The 21,368-nt window shown below is 72.6% G+C and carries 17 protein-coding genes; 11 read left to right on the plus strand and 6 right to left on the minus strand.

The window, feature by feature from the left end; genetic code table 11:
- Window positions 1-38 precede the first annotated feature (38 nt).
- From OG896_RS32720 to OG896_RS32740, 5 genes are read right to left on the minus strand one after another with little or no spacing between them, the layout of a single operon-like run.
- Window positions 39-2,261 (minus strand): peptidase C14, encoded by a 2,223-nt coding sequence (locus OG896_RS32720; protein ID WP_329371138.1) that lies wholly within the window; start codon window positions 2,259-2,261, stop codon window positions 39-41.
- A complete protein-coding gene (locus OG896_RS32725; RefSeq protein ID WP_329371141.1) occupies window positions 2,258-3,124 on the minus strand; it encodes an SDR family NAD(P)-dependent oxidoreductase in 867 nt (288 codons plus the stop codon). The genes OG896_RS32720 and OG896_RS32725 overlap by 4 nt, the downstream gene beginning before the upstream one ends.
- Window positions 3,121-3,969 carry an amidohydrolase family protein gene (locus OG896_RS32730; RefSeq protein ID WP_329371143.1) on the minus strand — a complete coding sequence of 283 codons (849 nt, stop codon included), beginning with the start codon at window positions 3,967-3,969 and terminating at the stop codon, window positions 3,121-3,123. Before OG896_RS32730 ends, OG896_RS32725 begins: the two co-directional genes overlap by 4 nt.
- Window positions 3,966-5,153 (minus strand): mandelate racemase/muconate lactonizing enzyme family protein, encoded by a 1,188-nt coding sequence (locus OG896_RS32735; RefSeq protein ID WP_329371144.1) that lies wholly within the window; start codon window positions 5,151-5,153, stop codon window positions 3,966-3,968. Before OG896_RS32735 ends, OG896_RS32730 begins: the two co-directional genes overlap by 4 nt.
- Entirely contained in the window at window positions 5,153-6,505 is a 1,353-nt protein-coding gene (locus OG896_RS32740; protein WP_329371146.1) for an aspartate aminotransferase family protein, read from the minus strand. Before OG896_RS32740 ends, OG896_RS32735 begins: the two co-directional genes overlap by 1 nt.
- 215 nt (window positions 6,506-6,720) lie before the next feature.
- Here OG896_RS32740 and OG896_RS32745 point away from each other — a divergent pair, with 215 nt between their 5' ends.
- The 11 genes from OG896_RS32745 to OG896_RS32795 all read left to right on the plus strand — a co-directional run bounded on the left by OG896_RS32745 (window position 6,721) and on the right by OG896_RS32795 (window position 20,295).
- Window positions 6,721-7,599 carry an IclR family transcriptional regulator gene (locus tag OG896_RS32745; protein WP_329371148.1) on the plus strand — a complete coding sequence of 293 codons (879 nt, stop codon included), beginning with the start codon at window positions 6,721-6,723 and terminating at the stop codon, window positions 7,597-7,599.
- 599 nt (window positions 7,600-8,198) lie between these two features.
- Window positions 8,199-10,031: a peptidase C14 gene (locus tag OG896_RS32750; RefSeq protein ID WP_329374411.1), complete on the plus strand. Its 1,833-nt coding sequence runs from the start codon at window positions 8,199-8,201 to the stop codon at window positions 10,029-10,031.
- 227 nt (window positions 10,032-10,258) lie between these two features.
- Complete coding sequence (locus OG896_RS32755; protein ID WP_329371150.1) at window positions 10,259-11,563, plus strand: Gfo/Idh/MocA family protein; 1,305 nt, start codon at window positions 10,259-10,261, stop codon at window positions 11,561-11,563.
- A 199-nt stretch (window positions 11,564-11,762) separates the two neighbouring features.
- A complete protein-coding gene (locus OG896_RS32760; protein WP_329371152.1) occupies window positions 11,763-13,013 on the plus strand; it encodes an extracellular solute-binding protein in 1,251 nt (416 codons plus the stop codon).
- Window positions 13,014-13,174: 161 nt separating this feature from the next.
- Window positions 13,175-14,086 carry a carbohydrate ABC transporter permease gene (locus OG896_RS32765; RefSeq protein ID WP_328462061.1) on the plus strand — a complete coding sequence of 304 codons (912 nt, stop codon included), beginning with the start codon at window positions 13,175-13,177 and terminating at the stop codon, window positions 14,084-14,086.
- Between the two features lie 2 nt (window positions 14,087-14,088).
- Window positions 14,089-15,072 (plus strand): carbohydrate ABC transporter permease, encoded by a 984-nt coding sequence (locus tag OG896_RS32770; RefSeq protein ID WP_329371156.1) that lies wholly within the window; start codon window positions 14,089-14,091, stop codon window positions 15,070-15,072.
- 8 nt (window positions 15,073-15,080) lie between these two features.
- Complete coding sequence (locus OG896_RS32775) at window positions 15,081-16,220, plus strand: NAD-dependent epimerase/dehydratase family protein (protein ID WP_329371158.1); 1,140 nt, start codon at window positions 15,081-15,083, stop codon at window positions 16,218-16,220.
- Between the two features lie 93 nt (window positions 16,221-16,313).
- Window positions 16,314-17,330 (plus strand): dihydrodipicolinate synthase family protein, encoded by a 1,017-nt coding sequence (locus tag OG896_RS32780; protein WP_329374413.1) that lies wholly within the window; start codon window positions 16,314-16,316, stop codon window positions 17,328-17,330.
- Entirely contained in the window at window positions 17,314-18,336 is a 1,023-nt protein-coding gene (locus tag OG896_RS32785) for a hydroxyacid dehydrogenase (protein WP_329371159.1), read from the plus strand. The genes OG896_RS32780 and OG896_RS32785 overlap by 17 nt, the downstream gene beginning before the upstream one ends.
- Window positions 18,337-18,502: 166 nt before the next feature.
- Window positions 18,503-19,366, plus strand: a complete 864-nt coding sequence (locus OG896_RS32790) for a fumarylacetoacetate hydrolase family protein (protein WP_329371161.1) — start codon at window positions 18,503-18,505, stop codon at window positions 19,364-19,366.
- A gap of 77 nt (window positions 19,367-19,443) precedes the next feature.
- Window positions 19,444-20,295 carry an SMP-30/gluconolactonase/LRE family protein gene (locus OG896_RS32795; RefSeq protein WP_329371163.1) on the plus strand — a complete coding sequence of 284 codons (852 nt, stop codon included), beginning with the start codon at window positions 19,444-19,446 and terminating at the stop codon, window positions 20,293-20,295.
- A gap of 25 nt (window positions 20,296-20,320) precedes the next feature.
- Here the strand turns inward: OG896_RS32795 and OG896_RS32800 are convergent, their stop codons facing one another.
- A complete protein-coding gene (locus OG896_RS32800; protein WP_329371165.1) occupies window positions 20,321-21,328 on the minus strand; it encodes a transporter substrate-binding domain-containing protein in 1,008 nt (335 codons plus the stop codon).
- Window positions 21,329-21,368 lie beyond the last annotated feature (40 nt).

Here is a 21,368-nt window from a genome sequence, read left to right on the forward strand (position 1 = left end):
ACGCCGCGCACCCAGCACCCGCCGAGCACGCCGCGAACTCAGAGGATGAGGTTGCCGGTTGTCGCGCTGATCCTCTTCCCGTCCGCGGGCAGCCCCTTCCGGTCGACACCGTCCTCGGTGCACGCGGTGTGCAGGAGCGACGACGTGTCGGCGAACGCGTCCGCCGCCAGCGCGAGTTGGCCCCCGGTGAGCCGGGCGCCGACCGCCGTGTAGCGGTTGTGGCCGTCCGCGACGCGCACATGCGCGGTGTCCGCGTCGGCCGCGCTGCTGCGCAGGTCGGCCAAGTCCCAGGTGACGGTGGCACCCGTTCCGGCGTCGCGGGAGAGCAGCGCCTTGGCGGTGTTGGTCCCGGACAGGGCGGTGCCGCCGCCGACGCTGATCCGCTGGTCGCGCACGGCGCTCAGCGCGATGCCGGTGTCGGTGAGGCTGCCGCCGTCCACGGTGACCTCGGACGCCCCGACCGCGAGCGGCGCCGCCTTGGGGCTGCCGACCAGCCGGCAGTCGGTGAAGTGGACCGGGCCGCTGCCGCGCAGCACGTTGCCGTCGAGCCCGGTGAACGTGGTGCGGACGAAGTGCACCGGCGCGGTGACCGGGGTCTGCACGAGTACGGACGCCTTCGGCAGGTCGAAGGTGCAGTCGGTGACGGTGGTCGGCCGGGTGGAGCGCGCCGACTGCTGGGCGACGGCGAAGAAGGAGGCGGTGCAGCCGCGCAGTTGGGCGCCGTCGGCGTTGATCACCAGGGTGCCGGCCGGGTCGAAGGTCGGCCGGGCGATGACCTTGACGTTCTCCAGCGTCAGGTCGGTGATCTTGGTGTTGGCGGTGAACCAGGAGCAGACGTGGTTGCGCACGGTGATCCGCTTGGCGGAATCGCCCCACTGGGCACCGGAGTTGGCGATGTCCATCAGGCCGGAGTTGCCGTCGAAGAGCAGGTCGTGCTCGTACTGCCCGTGGGTGGTGAAGGGGTTGCCGCCCTCGTCGTCGCCGTCGCCGTGGCAGTTGACGACCTGGCAGTAGGCCGACGCGGTCAGGTCGTTGAGGTGGCGGACGTTGCTGGTGGTGCAGTCCGCGACGTGGCCGTACAGGCAGTAGATCTGCTGGGTGAGGTAGCCGGCGCCGCCGTACATCACGGTGGGCGGGTTCTTCAGCCCGCACTGGATCGTGCGGTATCGGGTGCACCAGCGCCGCATGATGACCGGCCAGAACGTGCCGGTGGCCTGGATGCCGGAGACGTCGCAGTCCACCGCGTACTCGTACGCCACCGGGTGCGATCCGGTGTACTCGTCGTCGACCGCGCCGGTGTCCTGGCCGGCGCCGAGGAAGACGAGGTGGTCCACCCGGACGCCGACCACCGGTTCGACCCGGCGCCAGGTCAGCTTGCGGCCGGCCGCCAGCGGCCAGCCGTTGAGGTAGTCGACGCGGATGTGGGTGCCGTCGATGATCTCGGTGACCTCGACCATCTTCTGCAGCTCGCGCTCGTCGCTGCCGCCGCCGGCCACCTCGTCGCTCTGCACCGCCCACCACTGGCCGACCTTGAAGGCGCCGGAGTCCGGCACCGGGAAGGCGTCGGTGAGTTCGATGACCTCGGCGGACAGCGCGTGGCTGACGGTGTCGCCGGTGACGGTGCCCTGGAAGAACAGCACGGCGCCGAAGGGGTTGTCGTGGGTGTTGCGCTCGATGCCGCCGGTGTGGACGGTGTGGCCGCCGAAGTCCAGCGCGAGCCGGGAGCGGTGGTAGGTGTGGCGGCGCTGGAAGAGCAGGTCGGTGTGGGCCTCCACCCGGTGCACTGACGGGTCGTCGACCATGGCGTCGAGCGCGTCGTCGGCCGGGGCGGAGGCGTCGAACAGGCCGAAGCCGCGGAAGTCCAGCACCCCGTCGTGCAGTCGGCGCCAACGGCCGTGCGCGGGACGGTCGTTCGGGCGCAGCACGGTGCCGCCGTTGGGCGCGAGGGTGCTGCCGGCGTCCCACCGTACGGTCATGCCGCCGCCGTCGCCGGGGGCGCGGTAGCCGGCGACCACCGTCACCGTCCCGTCCCGCAGCGACTTCGACGGGGTGGCGAGCAGGTCGGCGACGGTGGCGGCGGTGGTGGCGGGCCGCCCCGTCGTGCCGCCGCCCTTGGCGCCGCTCTTCCCGTCGTCGCCGGTGCCCTTGGCGCTGCCGGCGGGTGCGGCCGCCTGCGCCGGAACGGTGGTCAGCGCGCCGGCCGCGACGGCGGCCGCACCGATACCGCCGGAACGGAGCAGGTGTCTGCGGGTGGTGGTCATGGAGTGGTGCCGTCCTTCCGCTGGGGGCCGAGCGACGTGCGGTACGGGGGCATGAACGCGGTGCGCGGCATCTGGTCGGCCAGGACCCCGCCGTCCACCACGATCCGGGTGCCGGTCAGGTAGGCGCCGTCGTCGCCGGCGAGCAGCAGCAGCGCGCCGGTGCACTCCTCGGGCCGCGCGTAGCGGCCCAGCGGGATGCGCTGACGGTACGCCGCCTCGAACGCCTCGCGGTCGAACGGGAATTCGCCGTCGATCGGGGTGTCCACCATGCCGGGGGCGAGGCTGTTGACGGTGATGCCGTGCGGGGCCAGCTCGACCGCGAGGGTCTGGGTGAGCAGGTCCACCGCTGCCTTGGAGGCGTTGTAGTGCGCCAGCCCGGCCTCGGCGACCAGCGCGTTCTTGGAGGTGATGTTGACGATCCGGCCGGGCAGGCCGTCGGCGACCATGTGCTCGGCGACGCGCTGGGTCAGGAAGAACACCGCGTCGAGGTTGACCCGCATCACGCGGTACCAGCTGTCCGGGGTGATCTCGTTGAACCGCTCCAGGGCCGCGGTGCCGGCGTTGTTGACCAGGATGCGGATCGGTCCGGCCTGCGCGCGCACCCGGTCGGCGAAGTCGTGCAGCGCCGCGGTGTCGGACAGGTCCTGCTCGACGACGAGCGCGCCGCGCCCCGCCGCGCGGACCAGCGCGGCGGTCTCGGCCAGCCCTTCGGCGCCGGGCAGGTCGGTGAGGACCAGGTCGGCGCCGGCCTCGGCCAGCGCCACCGCGAAGGCCCGGCCCAGGCCGCGGGCGGCCCCGGTGACCAGCGCGGTGCGACCGGTCAGGTCGAAGCGCGCCGCGGCGGGGCCGCCGGCGGAGGTCACGACTGCCCCAGCCCGAGCAGGTCCAGCGACGGGCGGTGGATCAGCGCCTCCACGGCGTCCTGGTCCAGCGGGTCCAGACCCGGGATGCCGGGGATGCGGGCGATCCGGCGCAGCCCTTCCACCGAGTCGTTCACCGTGGTGAAGGGGTAGTCGCTGCCGAACAGCAGCTTGTCCCACACGCCGTAGTCCTGCACCAGGCGCAGGCTGTGCCACAGCTGGAACGGCCGGTAGTGCAGCGCGCTGATGTCGGCGTAGACGTGCCGGTGCTTGCGGATCACCGCGATGCACTCGCCCTCGAAAGGGTGGCTGAGGTGGGCCAGCACCATCCGCAGCTCCGGGTGGCGCATGGCCACCCAGTCCAGGTGCCGCGGCATGGCGTACTCCAGCGGCGCCTGGGAGACGAAGGTGGTGCCGGTGTGCACCAGCAGCGGCAGGCCGTGCCGCTCGGCGTAGGCGTAGAGCGGTTCGTACGCCTCGTCGGCGGGGTCGAACCCGGCGTACATCGGCATCAGTTTGATGCCGCGCAGCCCCAACTCCTCATGTCCGTAGCGCAGTTCGTCCTGCCAGCCGGGCTGGGTCGGGTCGAGCGAGAGGTAGCCGATCAGCCGGTCGGGGTGGTGCGCGACGTAGGCGGCGACGGCCGCGTCCTCCACCCACAGCCCGCTGCGGCGGGCCTTGCCGCCGACCACCACGGTGCGGGTGTTCTCCGGCGCGCTCGCCGCGTAGTCCTCGTACCGGACGGTGAGGTCCACCTCGCCGGCGTGCGCACGGGCGGACTCGGCGCGGAAGGCGTCGTCGAAGTCGTGGCTGTGCCGGAAGAGATGGGAGTGCACGTCGACGATCATGTGCGGTTCCTCTTCTCCCAGCCGTCCGCGAACATGTTCCAGAAGCGGTGGGTGGGCGGGTGCTCCGCGAAGACCTCGTCGACCAGCTCGATGCCGAGCCCGGGTGCGGTCGGCAGCTCGATGTGGCCGTCGGTGATCGGGAGCGCGCCGCGGACCGCCTCGAAGACATACGGTTCGAGCAGCCCGTCGAAGGTCTCCAGGATCTTGAGGTTGCTGATCCCGAGCGTGGCGTGCACCGAAGCGGTGGTGCACAGCGGCGAGTTGGAGTTGTGCGGGGCGACCAGCATGCCGTGCGCGTCGGCCTGCGCGGCGATCTTCCGCAGTTCGGTGAAGCCGCCGGCCATCGACAGGTCGGGCTGCACGATGTCCACGGCGTTGGTCGCGAAGAGCTGCTTGTACTCGTAGCGGTTGTGGAAGTGCTCGCCGCCGGAGATCGGGAAGGCCGCGATCTGCCGCAACTCGGCGTAGCGCTCGATGTGCGTCCACGGCAGCGGCTCCTCGAACCAGCCGATGTCGTACGGCGCCAGCTCGTGCACCAGCCGCCGTGCGGTGGCCATCGCGAACCGGGCGTGCCCCTCGACGAAGAGGTCCACCTCGGGGCCGACCGCCTCGCGCACCGCGGCGACCAGCGCCAGCGAGCGGCGCAGCTCGCTGCGTTCCAGCTCGTGCAGGCCCGCGCCGAACGGGTCGAACTTCAGCGCGGTGAAGCCCTTGGCGACGGTCTCCTTCGCCTTGGCGGCGAACTCGGCCGGCTCGCGCTCGCCGGTGTACCAGCCGTTGGCGTAGACCCGGACCCGGTCGCGGGTGGCGCCGCCGGTGAGCCGGTAGGCGGGCACGCCCAGCGCCTTGCCCATCAGGTCGTACAGCGCCTGGTCCACGCCGGAGACGACGACGCCGCCGATGTCGCCGCCGCGCAGGAAGTCGCCCTGGTACATGCGCAGCCAGAGCTCTTCGACGTCGAACGGGTCGGCGCCCAGCAGGTGCCGGTGGCCCATCGCCTCGGTGAGCCGGCAGGTCTCGTCCACCCGGTAGGGGTGGGTGATCTCGCCGACGCCGGTCAGGCCCTGGTCGGTGTGAATCCGGACGTAGCCGAAGTCGCGCCAGGCGGTGCCGAGTTGCAGCGTCTCGACCTTGCTGATCCGGCCCGCCGGGCCGGCCGGCCGGGTGGTGTTCACGGTCAGCATCAGCGGGCCCCCGTCGCGGTGCCGGCGCCGCCCATGGTGGAGACGTGCGCGAGGTCGCTGGGGCCGCCCTCGGCCAGGGTGCGGGTGACGGCCGCCTCGGTCGCCTCCAGCAGGCGGTCCACGTCGGCGTCGGTGTGCGCGTAGGACAGGTGGCTGCGCTTGAGGTTCAGCGGCAGCTCGAAGACGCCGTGCTCGATGAGGTGGCGGCGGTAGCCGACGAAGAGCGCGGTGTCGTTGGCGAGCAGGTCGTCGTAGCTGAGCGGCGCCGGGCCGGGCATGAAGTAGCTGACGAAGACCGAGCCGTAGCCGGTCACCACGGCGGGCACGCCGATCCGCTGGTAGAGCGCGGTGAGTTCGGTGCGCACCCGATCGCCGAGCCGGAAGACGTGCTCGTGCACCGGCTGTTCGCGCAGCTTGCCGATGGTGGCCAGGGCGGCGGCGACCGGCAGCGGGTGGCCGTTGTAGGTGCCGGCGAAGAACACCGGGCCGCCGGGACGGCTGCTGAACTGCTCCATCAGGTCGGCGCGGCCGCCGAGCGCGCCGATCGGGGCGCCGTTGGCGATGGCCTTGCCGAGGGTGGTCAGGTCCGGGGTGATGCCGGAGATCGCCTGGTAGCCGCCGAGGGCGTGCCGGAAGCCGGTGATCACCTCGTCGAAGACCAGCACGCTGCCGGCCGCGGTGCACTCCTCGCGCAGCGTGCGCAGGAACTCCTCGGTGGGCAGCAGCGCGCCCACGTTGTGCGGGATGGGCTCCACGATCACCGCGGCGATGTCGGTGCCGTGCTCGGCGAACGCCTGGCGGACGGCGGCGACGTCGTTGAAGCGCAGCACCAGGGTGGCGTCGAGGACTTCGGGCAGGATGCCGGTGGAGGTCGGGTCGTGCCGGCCGACCCGGTCCGGGGCCGAGATGACGTTGAGGCTGACCGCGTCGTGCCAACCGTGGTAGCAGCCCTGGAACTTCACCACCAGGCGGCGCCCGGTGGCCGCGCGGGCCACCCGCAGCGCGTGGAAGGTCGCCTCGCTGCCGGTGCTGGTGAGCAGCACCTGCTCGATCGACGGGATCAGTTCGGCCAGTTGCTCCGCGAGGACCACCTCGGCCTCGGTGACCGCCACCCCGGTGAGACCGAGCCGGCCGGACGCGTCCGCGACCGCGGCGGCCACGTCCGGGTCGTTGTGGCCGAGCAGCGGCGGCCCGAACGCGGCGTGGTAGTCGGTGAATTCCCTGCCGTCGCTGTCCCAGAACCGGGACCCCGCGGTGCGGGCGATCACCAGGTCGGTGAGGCCGGGAATGCTGCGCTGGCCGCTGTTGACACCGCCCGGTATCACCCGGCGGGCCCGCTCGGCGAGCGTCATGTGGTGCTCCTCGCGTCGATGCTGTGGGTGACGGTCCCGGCCCTGCCCGGCCGGGACCGCAGGACGCCATCCGCCCGGCAAGTCGTCGCAGGATTCGTTCGCTGCACTGAAGGAACGATTTTCAAGAACACTGTTCTGAATATCCGAACAGTGGGCTGATCTTAGATCCGGTTTAACCCTCGGTCAAGGGGGGTCCGGTGGTAACCTGTTTTGCTATGCAGAACAGTGTTGAGCGCGGCGCGGATGACGAGCGGGGCCGCGCGGCGGGGGCCGAGCCGAAATACCTGGTGAAGACCGTGGCGAGGGCCGCGGAGCTGCTGGAGGTACTCGCCGCCGGAGGACCCGGAGCGGGACTCAGCGTGACCGAGGTCGCCCAGCGCAGCGGTGTCTCGAAGAGCGCCGCCTTCGGCCTGCTGCAGACCCTGCGGCACTACGGCCTGGTGGCCGACGAGGGCGAGGGGATGAACCGCCGCTACCGGCTGGGGATGTCGCTGGCCCGGCTCGGCGACCGGGCGCAGGCGCAGATCTCGCTGCGGGACGTGGCCCGCCCGCTGCTGCGCGAGCTGACCGCCGCCACCGGCATGGCCTCGCGGGTCGCGGTGCCGCAGGAGGGCCAGGCGGTGATCGTCGACCAGGTCGACGCCGGCGGCGGCCTGCGGCTCGACCTGCGGATGGGCGCCCGCGAACTGCCGCACTGCACCGGGATCGGCAAGGCGCTGCTGGCCGCGCTGCCCGAGCAGGAGGCCAGGGAACTCGTCGCCCGCACCGGGCTGCCCCGCCGCACCTCGCGCACCATCACCGACGAGGCGACGCTCTTCGCCCACCTGTCCGACGTCCGCGCCACCGGCTACGCGCTGGACGACGAGGAGGACGCCGACGGGATCTTCTGCATCGGCAGCGTGGTCCGCGACCACCGGGACCGGTGCGTCGGCGCGATCAGCATCACCGGCCTCAAGCTCGATCTGCCCGGCTGGCGGTTCCGCGAACTCGGCCTCCAGGTAAGGGACTTCGCCGATCGGATCAGTCAGAGCCTGGGGCACGGCAACACCCCGGCGACGTCCGGCGGCCGCACAACGGCCACCGCGGGGTCTTGACCGATTCACCGGCGGCGGGCTAGCGTCTCGCCCCGTCGGACGGTGCCGCGCAAGCACCCTGCCCCTGGTCTGCGCTTTTCCCGCACCGGTCCGCACCGCCATCCGCACATCCGGCAAGCGTCACGGTTTCGTCCTCACCCCAGGCCCATCGAAGGCTGAGGCACATCGTGAACGTTCCCCCTGGCCCCGTGCCGGGTTCCACCACCGACCAGAGCCCCGAGTCGAGCCCCGAGCAGAGCCGTACCGACACCTCCCGCCGCAGGCTGCTGCGGGCCGGCGGTATCGGCGGGCTGCTGCTCGCGGCCACCACCACGGCGGTCGCCGCCGGCACCGGCACCGCGTCCGCGGCCGGTTCCGGCTCCGGTGCCGCGAAGCCGGCCGGCCACCCGGCCGCGCCGCTCACCGCCGACTCCGTCGCCCGGCTGCTCGCGCTCGACACCAGGTCGCTCGCGAACGGCACGGTCGCGCTGGTCTCCGGCTATCGCGCACCCGGCGACGGCGGCGGCCTGGTCGCCCGCTGGGACGCGACCGCGACCACCGCGCCCAACGGCGGCACCGTGCTGCGCCCGGCCGGCCAGACCGGCAAGGGCCGCTGGCGCATGGTCCACGACGGCCTGCTGGACTTCCGCCAGTTCGGCGTCTTCGACGCCTCCACCCCGGCCGACGCCGCGCTGGACGCCATGGTCGGCGACCCGGCCGTGTACCGGATCGAGGCGCACACCGACCTCAACTTCACCAAGCGCCACACCTTCACCCGCTCCCGGCTCGAACTCGACTTCGGTGGCAACAAGGTCACCACCACCGGGATCGAGAAGAACGCGTACAACAACCCGTTCGGCGCGGTGCTGTACTTCCTCGGCAAGGTGACCAGCACCACCGTCAAGTCCCAGCTGTCCGCCGCGATGCCCGACCTCGCCGACATCTTCGAGGTGCCGTCGAGCAAGTCCTTCACCGTCGGCCAGTGGTGGAGCGTGGAGATCGACGCGGCCGCCGGCACCGGGCTGTACGAGAAGGAGGTGCAGAAGCTCGTCCAGGTCACCGAGATCGTGGACGGCACGCACATCCGCGTCAACTACAAGATCGGCTGGGAGCTGGCCGCCGGGCGCACCTTCACCTGGACCCGGGTCGAGCCGGTCGAGCGCGTCCACGTGCGCAACATGGTCTTCGAGGGCGTGCCGGACGTCGCCGACGACGACACCGAGACCGGCTCACACCCGCTCGCCTACGAGTACGCCGTCTCCTGCGACGTCTCCGGCATCGACGCCACCGGCACCTTCTGGCCGGTGATCATCCGCCGCTGGTGTACGTACTTCCGCACCTCCGAGTGCCAGTTGAAGAACCCGGCCTCGGTCACCTACGGCGGCGCCGGCTACCTCACCCAGCAGATCTACTGCCTGTACGGCCACGTCGAGGACTGCCACGTCGCCAACGCCCGGCACCTCAACGACTGGACGGCCTCCGCCTACGGCTACGTCACCAACTGTCACGGCGACGGCGACGACCAGGGCCCCTTCGTCACCCACGGCCAGTTCGAGCACGACCTCACCTACACCGGCAACTCCGGGCTGATGACCTTCGCCAACTCCGGTGCGGCCTGGGGCGGCGCGGCCAAGCGGATCACCGTCCGCAAGCACGCCTGCTCGTGGTTCGTGGCCAGGACCAACATCACCGACCTGACGCTGGAGGACATGCTGGTCATCGGCAACGCCCAGCCGAACTCGGGGATGATCTGGGTGAACTCCGACGGCACCCAGCTGCGCGGCTGCGTCGCCTCCGGCCCGCTGGTGATCTCCCAGTCCTCCGCCAAGTCGAAGCGCCCCACCGTGATCGCCGACTCGGCCTTCACCCAAGGCAAGGCGTCCGAGGTCACCGCGGCCACCGTCAGCTCCGACGTGCACCTGCTGCGGGTCACCCTGAAGGACCTGGACGGCGCGCAGTTCAACGGCACCGGCGACCTCGTCCTCGACCACTGCACGTTCACCGGAACCGGCGCGGACGCCGGCCCCAGCACCGTCGCGCACGCCGACACCGCGGTGCACGGCGGCACCTTCACCGACACCGGCCTGGTGCTGAAGTCCGCGAAGGACCAGCGGCTGTGGATCGACGGCGGCGCCCGCTTCGGCGGCGGCAACAGCTCGGCGGCCTTCCTCGCCCGCAGCGGCGCGGACCGCACCGTCAGCTGGCAGCTCGACGGCGTCGACTCCCGCGCCGCGGACCAGAAGACCGCGCACCTGCTGATCACCGACGGCGTCAACCACTACCGCGCGGGCGGCTCGGCCTTCTCCGGCGGCCGTATCGAACTCGACCCGGCCGCCTTCACCGGGGACAGCCACCTGCTGCACACCGGCTGCACCGAGGACGGCGTGACCCGCACCAAGATGCCCGCCGAGGGCGACCGGGTGCGGCACACCGCCGGGAACCTGCTGATCTGAGAGCGCCGGCCGGGCCCGTCACGAGCCCGGCCGGCCCCGGCCCGACCGCCGCCCAACGCGGCATCCGGGCAACGCCGTTGACCAACACCGGTACCGCGCAAGCCACTTGTGTTCCGCGGCCCCTTGCCGCCGATCCGTCCCGCCGATCCGTCCCGCTGATCCGTCCCGCCGAACCTTCCCGCTGATCCGTCCCGCCGACCCTTCGCGCCCACCGTGAGAGAGAGACCATGGCCACCGACCAGACCAGCACCGCCGGCACCCCGATCGAGGGGCGCCCGGTGCGGATCGCCCTCGTGGGCGCCGGCAACCGCGGGCTGACCTACGCCGCATGGATTCGCGACCACCCCGAGCGCGCCCGGATCGTCGCCGTCGCCGACCCCCGGCCCGAGGCACGCGCGCTGGTGCCGACGGCGACCGGGTACGGCGACTGGCGGGAACTGCTCGCCGCCACCGAGGCGAACGGCGGACCGCTGGCCGACGGCGTGATCGTGGCCACCCAGGACCGCGAGCACGCCGAACCGGTGCTCGCCCTGGCCCGGGCCGGGTACGGCGTGATGACCGAGAAGCCGCTCGCCCCCACGGAGGCCGAGTGCCGCACCATCGTGGAAGGCGTCGAGGCGGCCGGCGTGCCCTTCGCCGTCTGCCACGTGATGCGCTACACCCCCTACACCGACCTGGTGAAGAGCGTGGTGGACAGCGGCGTCCTCGGCACCGTCACCGGACTCGACCACCTGGAACCGGTCGGCTGGTGGCACTACGCGCACAGCTACGTCCGCGGCCCGTGGCGCCGCGAGGACCACTCCTCACCGATGATCCTCGCCAAGTCCAGCCACGACCTGGACTGGATCGCCTACGTCACCGGCCGCCGGATCGAGACCGTGGCGAGCTTCGGCTCGCTCGCCCACTTCCGCCCGGAGAACGCCCCGGCGGGCGCCGCCGCCAACTGCCTGGACTGCCCGGTCGAGCCGAGCTGCCCGTACTCCGCGCCCAAGCTGTACTACCCGGCGCTGCGCACCACCGGCGCCGCCTGGCCGATCGACCACGTGACCGCGCACGCCACCGGCCCGCAGGACGAGGCGGTCCTCACCGAGGCGCTGCGCACCGGCCCGTACGGACGGTGCGTGTACCGCGCGGACAACGACGTGGTCGACAACCAGGTGGTCGCCATGCAGCTGTCCGGCGGCGCCACCGCGGTCTTCACCATGACCGCGTTCACCGAGCAGACCCACCGCCAGACCCGGATCTTCGGCAGCCACGGCTGGCTGCGCGGCGACGGCGAGCGGGTCACCGTGCACGACTTCCGCGACGACACCACCCAGGTGCACGAGGTCGGCGCGAGCGGCTCCAACGCCGCCGACGGCCACGGCGGCGGCGACTCGGTGCTGGTCGAGTCGTTCGTCACCGCGCTCGCCACCGGCGACCGCTCCCACATCCGCTCCGGCCCGGTCGAGTCCCTCGGCAGCCACCTCGCGGCCTTCGCGGCCGAGCGGTCCCGGCACCAGGGCACGGTCGAGACGGTGCCGCCCCGCTGACCGACCGCACGCCGCACCCCGGCCGTGCCCGCACCCGGCGCCACCAGCAGCACCCGCACCCCGCACCACCAGCAGCACCCCGCACCACCAGCAGCACCCCGCACCACCCGCACGCTTCGCCCGCACGGCAACGCGGCCCCACCCGCGCCCGTACCACCGACCACCGCCACGCACCACGCTCCGGAAAGCGAGAACCACCGTGAGACGCCGTAACACCGCCGCCCTCGCCGTCGCCGCCGCCCTTGCCGCCACCGCCGTGGCCGGCTGCGGTTCCAGCACCGGTTCCGGGTCCAGCTCGAAGAAGACCATCAACACCTGGGTGTACCCGGTGATCAACGACCCGAAGGCCAACTCCGCCTACTGGGACGGCCTGGTCAAGGGGTTCGAGAAGGAGAACCCCGGGGTGACCGTGAAGGTCTCCACCTACCCGTGGGCCAACCGGGACACCGCGCTGGCCACCGCTCTCGCGGCCGGCAAGGGCCCCGACGTGGCGTACCTGATCCCCGACCAGCTCTCCGCGTACCAGCGCAACCTGATCCCGGCCGACAAGTGGATGCCGGCCGCGGACAAGGCGGCCTACCGCCCGGCCGCGCTGAAGGCGGTCACCGTGGACGGCCAGCCGCTCGCCGCCCCCGTGCTGATGTCCAGCTACCCGCTGCTGTGCGACAAGAAGGTCTTCGACGCGATCGGCGAGACCTCCTACCCGACCACCTGGGACCAGCTCGCCGCGCTCGCGCCCAAGCTGAAGGCCAAGGGCTTCTACGCGACCAGCTACAGCGGCGACACCACCGCCACCCTCAACATGACCTTCTACCCGCTGCTGTGGCAGGCCGGCGGCGACGTCTTCTCCGCCGACGGCAAGAAGGCCACCTTCAACAGCCCGGCCGGCGTCAAGGCGCTCACCTGGCTGAAGACCTTCGTGGACAACGGCTGGACGCCCAAGGACCTGGTCACCACCACCCCGCAGATCGAGCAGACCGACCTCGCCAAGAACAAGGTCGCCTGCACCTGGCAGAACACCGCGGCCGAGGTCGAGCCGTTCTGGGGCAAGGAGAACATCGAGGTCGGCCCGGCGCTGAGCAGCACCAAGTCGGTGGCGTACGGCACCGTCGGCACCCTCGCGGTCTTCAAGGGCGCCAACCAGAAGCTCTCCGGCAAGTGGATCTCGTACGTGTCGCAGCCGAAGAACACCGCGGGCCTGCAGAAGCCGGGCGGGTACTTCTCGCCGCGCACCGACGCGACCGCGCTCTACCCCGGCGACAAGCTGCAGGAGGCGACCGAGAAGGTGCTGAGCAGCACCGACGTCGGCCCGCTCAACAAGTCCGCGCGTGACGTGATGGGCCTGCTCGCCCCGCAGATCCAGGCCGCGCTGCTCGGCAAGACCAGCCCGAAGAAGGCGCTCGACGACGCGGCCCAGGCCGCGGACCAGCTGATCGCCCGCAAGCGCTGACCGCGCGTGGGCGGTCGTCGCCGGTCGGCGCTGACCGCCCGCACGTTCTGACGGCCCGCATGTGCCGATCGCCCGCACGTTCTGACCGCCCGCACGTTCTGATCGACCGTCCCACCAGCCGGCGAGGTCCGGCAGCACCCGTCGCTCCCGAAGGAGGTCCCGTGGCCGCAGTCGCGGAACGTACCACCCGCCCGCAGAAGAACCGACGCGGACCACACGCGCGCCGGGAGGCCCGGATCGGGCTGCTGTTCGTGCTGCCCTGCTTCCTGCTCTTCCTGGTCTTCCGGTTCGGACCGGGCATCGCCGGGCTGGTGCTCGGCTTCACCGACTACACCATCGGCGACAGCACCCACTTCACCGGACTGCAGAACTTCCAGCGGATGATGCACGACCCGCTGTTCTGGTCCTCGCTGCGGGTCACCGTCGTCTACAGCGTGATGGCGGTGCCGTTCACCATCCTCGCCTCGCTGGGGCTGGCGCTGCTCACCCGGCGGGCCTTCCGCGGCTCCCGGCTCTTCCGGTCGATCTTCTTCCTGCCGGTGGTCACCAGCCTGATCCTGGCGTCCACCGTCTTCATCTGGATCTTCTCCACCAAGGGCCCCTGGTCGGACATCATGGGCTGGCTCGGCCTGCCGGACCAGTCCTGGCTCACCGACTCGGCCCTGGTGCTGCCGGCGATCGCCCTGGTCGGCATCTGGTCGCGCTGCGGCTACGGCATGCTCATCCTGCTCGCCCGACTCCAGGACGTCCCAAGGGAGTTGGAGGAGGCCGCGCTGATGGACGGCGCGGGGCCCTTCCAGCGGTTCCGCTACATCGTGGCCCCGCAGCTGAAGCCGGCCTTCTTCTTCCTGGCGGTCATCGAGACCACCAACAGCTTCCAGATCTTCGACGCCATCTACGTGATGACCGGCGGCGGCCCGGCCAACGCCAGCTACAGCCTCGTGTACCAGCTCTACGACGCCGGCTTCAAATACAGCGACCTCGGCTACGCCAGCGCGATCGGCTGCGTGCTGTTCGTGATGACCGTGGTCGTGGCGCTCGTGCAGCGACTGGTGCTCGGAAAGGAGAAGTGACCATGGCGAACACGACCGCCCAGGCCGCCGAGGCGGGCGCGGGCTCCCACCCGGGCCCCGGAGTATTCGACCCGGCCGCCGCCGACGACCGTGCCGCGCGCGGCAGTCGGACGCGCCGCTCCGGTCGCACCCGCGAGCCCCGCGAGCGCGACACCATCCCCAGGGCGCTGCGGCCCAGCCCGGGCGGGCAGATCGTCCGCGGTGTGCTGCTCGCGGTGGCGGCCGTGGTGACGGTCTTCCCCTTCTACGCGATGCTCGTGCTGTCGCTGAAGCCCGGCGCCGCGGTCTCGCTCCCGGGCAGCCTCCTGCCCTGGCACCTCAGCGGGTCCTCCTACAGCGCCGTGCTCGACGCCCAGGACGTGCCGCGCTGGCTGCTCAACACCCTGATCTACTCGCTGGTGTCGGTGGTCGGCGTGCTGGTGCTGGCCGCGCTGGCCGGCTACGCCTTCGCGAAGAAGCGGTTCCGCGGCAGGGAGGCGATGTTCTGGTCCTTCCTGTCCATGGTCATGGTCCCGTACCACGTCACCATGATCCCGACCTTCATCATGATGGCGAAGCTCGGCGGCGTGGACACCTACTGGGGCCTGATCATCCCGACCCTCGCCAACGCCCAGGCGGTGTTCCTGATGCGGCAGTTCATCAAGGACCTCCCGGACGAGATGTTCGAGGCGGCCCGGCTGGACGGCTGCAGCGAACTGCGGATCTTCGTCAGCATCGTGCTGCCGCTGCTCAAGCCGATCCTCGCCACCCTCGGCACCTTCGTCTTCCTGTGGCACTGGAACGACTTCCTGTGGCCGCTGATCATGGGCCAGAGCAGCGGCATGCGCACCCTCACCGTCGGCATCGCGTCGCTGCAACAGCAGCAGGTGCCGCTCAGCCAGGTGCTCGCCGGTTCGGTGATCGCCTTCGTCCCCATCTTCGCCGCCTACCTGGCGGGCCAGCGGTACTTCACCGAGGGCGTCACCGGTTCGGCCGTCAAAGGATGACCACGCTCATGCCCCACAGCTCCCCGTCCACGCCCACGCCCGCGGCGCTCGCGTCCGTACGCCCCGGCCTGGCCGACTTCCCCGCCGGCGAGCAGCAGCTCGAAGACCTGCTCGCCACCCCTTCGCCCGCCCTGGTGGCCGACGTCGCCCGTCTCGACGGCGACCTGGTCGTGCTCGGCGCGGGCGGCAAGATGGGCCCCAGCCTGTGCCGGCTCGCCCGCCGGGCGCTGGACGCGGCCGGCCGCACCGACGTCGCCGTGCACGCCGTCTCCCGCTGGTCGGACCGGGCGGCGGCCGACGCGCTCGCCGCCGAGGGGGTCCACCCGGTCGCCTTCGACCTGCTCGACGGTGACCCGGCCGGGCTGCCCGACGCCGGCAACGCGGTCTTCATGGTCGGCGCCAAGTTCGGCTCCGCGGGCAACCCCGCCCACGCCTGGGCGGTCAACGCGGCGCTGCCGGACCGGATCGCGCGCCGGTACCGCGACGCGCGGATCTCCGCGTTCTCCACCGGCAACGTCTACCCGCTGGTCGACACTGCCTCGGCCGGCTCCACCGAGACGGACCCGGTCGGCCCGGTCGGCGAGTACGCCATGTCCTGCCTCGGCCGCGAACGGGTCTTCGGCTACCACGCGGCCGAACACGGCACCCGCGTCGCGCTCCTGCGGCTCAACTACGCGATCGACCTGCGCTACGGGGTGCTCGCCGACATCGCCTCGGCCGTGCACGCCGGCGAACCGGTGGACGTCACCACCGGCCACGCCAACGTGGTCTGGCAGGGGTACGCCAACGAAGTGGCCCTGCGCGCGCTGCTGCACGCCGACGCGGAGGCGTTCACCGTCAACCTCACCGGGCCGGAGACCGCCTCGGTGCGGCGGCTCGCCCAGCTGTTCGGCGAGGAGTTCGGCCGGACCGGCGCCACCGCGGGTTCGGTCACGTCCGCCGAACCGTCCCTGGAACAGGCATCCTTGACGACGGGTCAGGAATCCGGCACGGCACTGCTGTCCGACGCGAGCCGCTGCCACGCGCTGTTCGGCTATCCGCCGGTCCCGCTGCGCACGCTGGTCGGCTGGCAGGCCGAGTGGATTCGGCGCGGGCTGCCGCTGTCGGGCCGGCCCACCAAGTTCCACGTCCGCGACGGAAGGTTCTGACCCACCGTGTCCTCCCGCAACCACGAGACCGCCACCGTTCCGGCGGGCCTCTCCCCAGACGGCGCCCCGGGCGAAGCGGCGAGCCCGCTCGACCTGCTCGCCGCCGGGACCGTCATACCGGCCCACCCGCTCGCCCTCGACGCCGAGCGCCGGCTGGACGAGCGGCGCCAGCGCGCGCTGACCCGCTACTACCTGGCGTCGGGCGCCGGCGGGATCGCGGTCGGCGTGCACACCACGCAGTTCGAGATCAGGGACGCCGCCGTCGGGCTGCTCCGCCCGGTGCTCGAACTCGCCGCCGAGACCGCCGACAAGGAGGCCGGCCGGCCCGTGGTGAAGGTCGCCGGCGCCTGCGGCTACACCGCGCAGGCCGTCGCCGAGGCCGAACTCGCCGCCGAACTCGGTTACGACGCGGTGCTGTTGAGCCCCGCGGTGCCCGGCGCCGACGAGACCGGGCTGCTGGACCGGGCCCGCGCGGTCGGCGAGGTGCTGCCCGTCGTCGGCTTCTATCTCCAGGAGGCCGTCGGGGGACGCTACCTGTCCGCCGACTTCTGGCGGGCGTTCGCCGACATCCCGTCGGTGGTGGCGATCAAGGCCGCGCCCTTCGACCGGTACCGGACCGCCGAGGTGATCGCCGCCGTCGCCGCCAGCGACCGCGCCGGCGACGTCGCCCTCTACACCGGAAACGACGACGCGATCCTCACCGACCTGCTCACCCCCTACCGCACCTCCGGCGGCGACCTGCGCTGGTTCGCCGGCGGGCTGCTCGGCCAGTGGGCCGTGTGGACCTCCAGCGCGGTCGGGATGCTGGCGCAGGTACGCGCGGCACGCGCGGGCGACCAGCAGCTGATGACCGACCTGCTGCGCAGGGCACCGCAGTTGAGCGAGGCCAACGCGGCGGTCTTCGACGTGCGCAACGCGTTCCGCGGCTGCATCCCCGGCGTGCACGAAGTGCTGCGCCGCCAGGGCCTGCTGGCCGGCACCTGGTGCCTCGACCCCGCCGAGCGGCTCTCGCCCCGGCAGGCCGAGGAGATCGCCCGGGTCGCGGCGGCCTATCCGTGGCTGACCGACGACGCGTTCGTGGCGGAGCACCGTGATGACTGGCTCCGCTGACAGCGGGCCGCGTCCCGTCGCCGTGGTGGCGATGCCGCCCGCGCTGCGCGAGCAGCTGTTCACCGCGGACGCCTGGCAGCGGCTGACCCGCCTGGCCGACCCGGTGCTGCTCGACCGGCCCGCCGACCGGACCGCGCTGGCCGCCGCGCTGGCCGACGCCGACATCCTCGTCACCGGCTGGGGAACCGCCCGACTCGATGCCGAACTCCTCTCCGGCGCACCGCGGTTGGCGCTCCTGGCGCACACCGGCGGCGCGGTCAGCCCGTACGCGACCCAGGCCGTCTTCGACCGGGGGGTCCGCGTCACCCAGGCGGGTGCCGCGATGGCCCGCCCGGTCGCCGAGGTGGCCCTCGCCTTCACCCTCGCGCTGCTGCACCGCATCCACCGCTTCGACCACGCGCTGCGCGGCGGAGTGCCCTGGGAGCGGGCCGAGGCGGCGCCCGAGCGCCACCAGATCCTCGGCTGCCCGATCGGCGTGATCGGTGCCTCCCGCACCGGACGCGCCTACATCGCCCTGGTCCGGGCACTGGGCGCCGAGGTGACCGTGGCCGACCCCTACCTCGGCCCCGAGGACGCCGACGCGCTCGGCGTCCGGGTCGCCGGACTCGACGAGGTGCTGGCCACCAGCCGGATCACCGCGGTGCACGCGCCCGCGCTCGCCGAGACCCGGCACCTGCTGGGCCCGAGGGAGCTGGCCCTGCTCCCGGACGGCGCCGGACTGGTCAACACCGCCAGGTCGTGGCTGGTCGACGAGGCCGCGCTGCTGGCCGAGCTGCGCACCGGCCGGATCGACGCCGCGCTCGACGTCTACGACGCCGAACCGCTGCCCGCCGAGCACCCGTTGCGCGCCCTGCCCAACGTGCTCCTGACGCCTCATCAGGCCGCCGCCACGGTCGAGGGCCGCCAGGCGCTGGGCGACAGCACCGTGGCGGAGATCGAACGCCACCTGGGAGGGCGGGAGTTGCTGCACCAGGTGGGCCGCGACGCCCTGGAGAGGGTCGAGTAGCCGCGCGGTCAGCGTCGTGGGCGAGGGTCGTTGTCAACTCGGCACGGCCCGCCTGCTCTTGACGAGCCGCGGCGCCCTCGCGGCCCGCAGGCGCACCCGCGCGACCCGAACCCGGAACCCCGAACTCCCGCACCCGCACCCGTACACACGAAGAGAGAGAACACCTATGCGCCTGATGCGCCTGGGGCCGCCCGGTGGCGAGCGCCCCGTCCTCGGCACCGCCGACGGCCGGACGTACGACCTGTCCGGCCTCACCGCCGACCTCGACCCCGCCTTCTTCGCGACCGACGGCGTCGCGCGGGCCCGGGAGGAGCTGGCCGCCGGCCGGCTGCCCGAGCTGTCCGCGGCCGACGTCGCCGGGCAGCGCACCGGCGCCCCCGTGGCCCGGCCCGGCGCGGTGCTGTGCATCGGCCAGAACTACGCCGCCCACGCCCGCGAGTCGGGGGCCGAACCGCCCACCGAGCCGATCCTCTTCCACAAGAGCCCCAACACCGTGGTCGGTCCGCAGGACACCGTACTGATCCCGCGCGGCTCGAAGAAGACCGACTGGGAGGTGGAGCTGACCGTGGTGATCGGCCGCCGCCGCGCCCGCTACCTCGCCGAGGACGACGACCCGCTGGCGTACGTCGCCGGGTACGCGGTCGGCAACGACGTCTCCGAGCGGGCCTTCCAGCTGGAGACCCCCGGCGGCCAGTGGTCCAAGGGCAAGAGCTGCGAGACGTTCAACCCGCTCGGCCCGTGGCTGCTGACCGCCGACGAGGTGCCCGACCCGCAGGCGCTGCGGCTGCGTTCGTGGGTCAACGGCGAGCCCCGGCAGGACTCCTCGACCGCCGACATGATCTTCGGCGTCGCGGAGATCATCCGCCACCTGTCCCAGTACCTCGTCCTGGAGCCCGGCGACCTGCTCAACACCGGTACGCCCGAGGGCGTCGCGCTCTCCGGCCGCTTCCCGTACCTGTCCGCGGGCGACGTGATGGAGATGGAGATCGACGGCCTCGGCCGGCACCGCTCGGTGTGCGCCGATGCGTGAGCACGCGCGGCCGGCCGGGAACGCGCCGGCCGCCGGCGCCGCCGTGAGGTCCGCGGTCGGGGCCGTGCGGTGACGCGGTGCTGACGTACGACGCCCACCCGGTGCTGACCGGCGGCTTCCGGCTCGCCGAGGGCCCGGTCTGGGACGGCCCTCGCGAACGGCTGCTCTGGGTCGACATCGAGGCCGGCCAGGTCCACGAGGGGCGGCTGCGGCCCGACCGGGTGGAGGTCGTCCGGCGGCACCGCCTCCCGGGACCGGCCGGCGCGGTGGCCTGCGCCGCCGACGGCGGCCTGCTCGTCGCCGGCCGGTACGGCGTGACCGTCCTCCGCCCGGACGGGACCCGCCGGGCCGGGGCCCGCGTGCTGCCGCACGGCACGCCCGGGCGGCTGAACGACGGCGGCTGCGACCCGGCGGGGCGGTTCCTGGTCGGCAGCACCGCGCTCGACGGCCGCCGCGGCCGGGACGTCCTGGTCCGGCTCGCCGGCGACGGGCGGCCCGCCGTCCTCGACACCGACCTGACCTGCTCCAACGGGCTGGCCTGGTCGCCCGACGGACGGCTGATGTACAGCGTGGACACCGGCGCCGGCCTGGTCCGGGTACGCGGATACGACCCTGCGGACGGCCGGGCCGGCGAGCGCCGCGACTTCCTCGCGGTCGACGGCGGTCTGCCGGACGGCCTGTGCGCGGACCGCGACGGCAATCTGTGGCTGGCGGTGTGGGGCGCGGGCGAGGTGCGCTGCTACTCGCCGGCCGCACGGCACCTGGCCACCGTCCGGGTCCCCGCTGCGTACGCCGCCGGCGTGGCCTTCGCCGGGCCGGACCTCGCCACCTTGCTGATCACCGCGGGCGGCCCCGACGGCGGCCTGTTCGCCGCGCGCCCGGGCGCGCGCGGCGCGGCCCTCCCGGCGTGGAACGGCGTCAGCCGCTGAGCCGGGAGGGCCGCGGAGCCCGGCGTCAGAAGGTGGTGGCCGGGTTGAGCTGGGAGGTGCTGATCCCGGTGCCGGGCACCCCCCACTTGGCGAAGATTTTTGCGTAGTCGCCGTCGGCGATCAGCTTGTTGACCGCGTCGCGCAGCGCCGGGGCCAGCGGCGACTTCTTCGCGGTGACGAAGCCGACCGTGGTGGTGCTGATCTCGCCGAGGAACTTGGTGCCCGGGATGCGGGTCGCGTCGTACTTCAGGCCCAGCGTCGGGCCGAACATGACGTCGACCTTGCCGTTGGACAGCCCGAGGAAGATCGGGGCGGAGTCGGCGAAGTACTGCACCTTGTAGGGCTTCTTGCCGATCTTGGCGCAGTCGCCGGCGCCGTCGGTGAGGATCTGCTGGAACGTCGAGCCGGGGGAGGTGGCGATGGTCAGGCCGCACAGGTCGGTGAGCTTCTTGACGGAGTCGACGGAGACGTTCCGGGAGCCGAGGAACGCCTGCCCGTCGTCGAGGTACGAGGCGAAGTCGACCACCTGCTCGCGGGCCTTGGTGGCGCCGAAGTTGTCCTGGCCGACATCGTAACGGCCGTTCTGCACGCCGGGGATGACGGTGGGGAAGGTGCCGTACTGCACGTCCCACTTGACGCCGAGTACCTTGGCGACGGCGTTGCGCAGGTCCACGTCGAGGCCGACGGGGGTGCCGTTCTGCTCGCCGGCGTGCGGCAGGCCCTGCACGCCGGGCTGCCGGGTGGTGCCCAGCGTGAGGGTGCCGCTGCTGCGGATCTTGGCGGGCAGTTCCGCCTTCAGTTTCGGGTCGGCGGTGATCGCGGACACCACGTCCTGGGTGGGGATGGCGGTCGAACCCGCGCCGCCCGCGTTCGGCTTGGCGGCGGCTCCGGCACCCGTGGCGGCCGGCGCGCCGGAAGAGGAGTCGTCGGAGGAACCGCCGCAGGCGACGAGCAGGGCCAGCCCGGCGCCGGCGGCGACAGTGGCGACGGCGAGTCTCGGGGCGCGGCGGTGGGAACGGCGTTCGGTGGTCACGGGAGTGCCTTTCACAAGGGGGAGCTGCGGGGGACCAGGG

It is taken from the genome of Streptomyces sp. NBC_00669, from assembly GCF_036226785.1.
Classification (GTDB): domain Bacteria; phylum Actinomycetota; class Actinomycetes; order Streptomycetales; family Streptomycetaceae; genus Actinacidiphila.

What these genes read in the sequence shown, in the direction of transcription:
- OG896_RS32790 (WP_329371161.1), top strand. Translation starts at nt 18,503, where the DNA reads ATGCGCCTGATGCGCCTGGGGCCGCCCGGTGGCGAGCGCCCCGTCCTC.
- OG896_RS32775 (WP_329371158.1), top strand. Translation starts at nt 15,081, where the DNA reads ATGCCCCACAGCTCCCCGTCCACGCCCACGCCCGCGGCGCTCGCGTCC.
- OG896_RS32785 (WP_329371159.1), top strand. Translation starts at nt 17,314, where the DNA reads ATGACTGGCTCCGCTGACAGCGGGCCGCGTCCCGTCGCCGTGGTGGCG.
- OG896_RS32740 (WP_329371146.1), bottom strand. Translation starts at nt 6,505, where the DNA reads ATGACGCTCGCCGAGCGGGCCCGCCGGGTGATACCGGGCGGTGTCAAC.
- OG896_RS32720 (WP_329371138.1), bottom strand. Translation starts at nt 2,261, where the DNA reads ATGACCACCACCCGCAGACACCTGCTCCGTTCCGGCGGTATCGGTGCG.
- OG896_RS32730 (WP_329371143.1), bottom strand. Translation starts at nt 3,969, where the DNA reads ATGATCGTCGACGTGCACTCCCATCTCTTCCGGCACAGCCACGACTTC.
- OG896_RS32750 (WP_329374411.1), top strand. Translation starts at nt 8,199, where the DNA reads ATGGTCCACGACGGCCTGCTGGACTTCCGCCAGTTCGGCGTCTTCGAC.
- OG896_RS32755 (WP_329371150.1), top strand. Translation starts at nt 10,259, where the DNA reads ATGGCCACCGACCAGACCAGCACCGCCGGCACCCCGATCGAGGGGCGC.
- OG896_RS32735 (WP_329371144.1), bottom strand. Translation starts at nt 5,153, where the DNA reads ATGCTGACCGTGAACACCACCCGGCCGGCCGGCCCGGCGGGCCGGATC.
- OG896_RS32770 (WP_329371156.1), top strand. Translation starts at nt 14,089, where the DNA reads ATGGCGAACACGACCGCCCAGGCCGCCGAGGCGGGCGCGGGCTCCCAC.
- OG896_RS32745 (WP_329371148.1), top strand. Translation starts at nt 6,721, where the DNA reads ATGCAGAACAGTGTTGAGCGCGGCGCGGATGACGAGCGGGGCCGCGCG.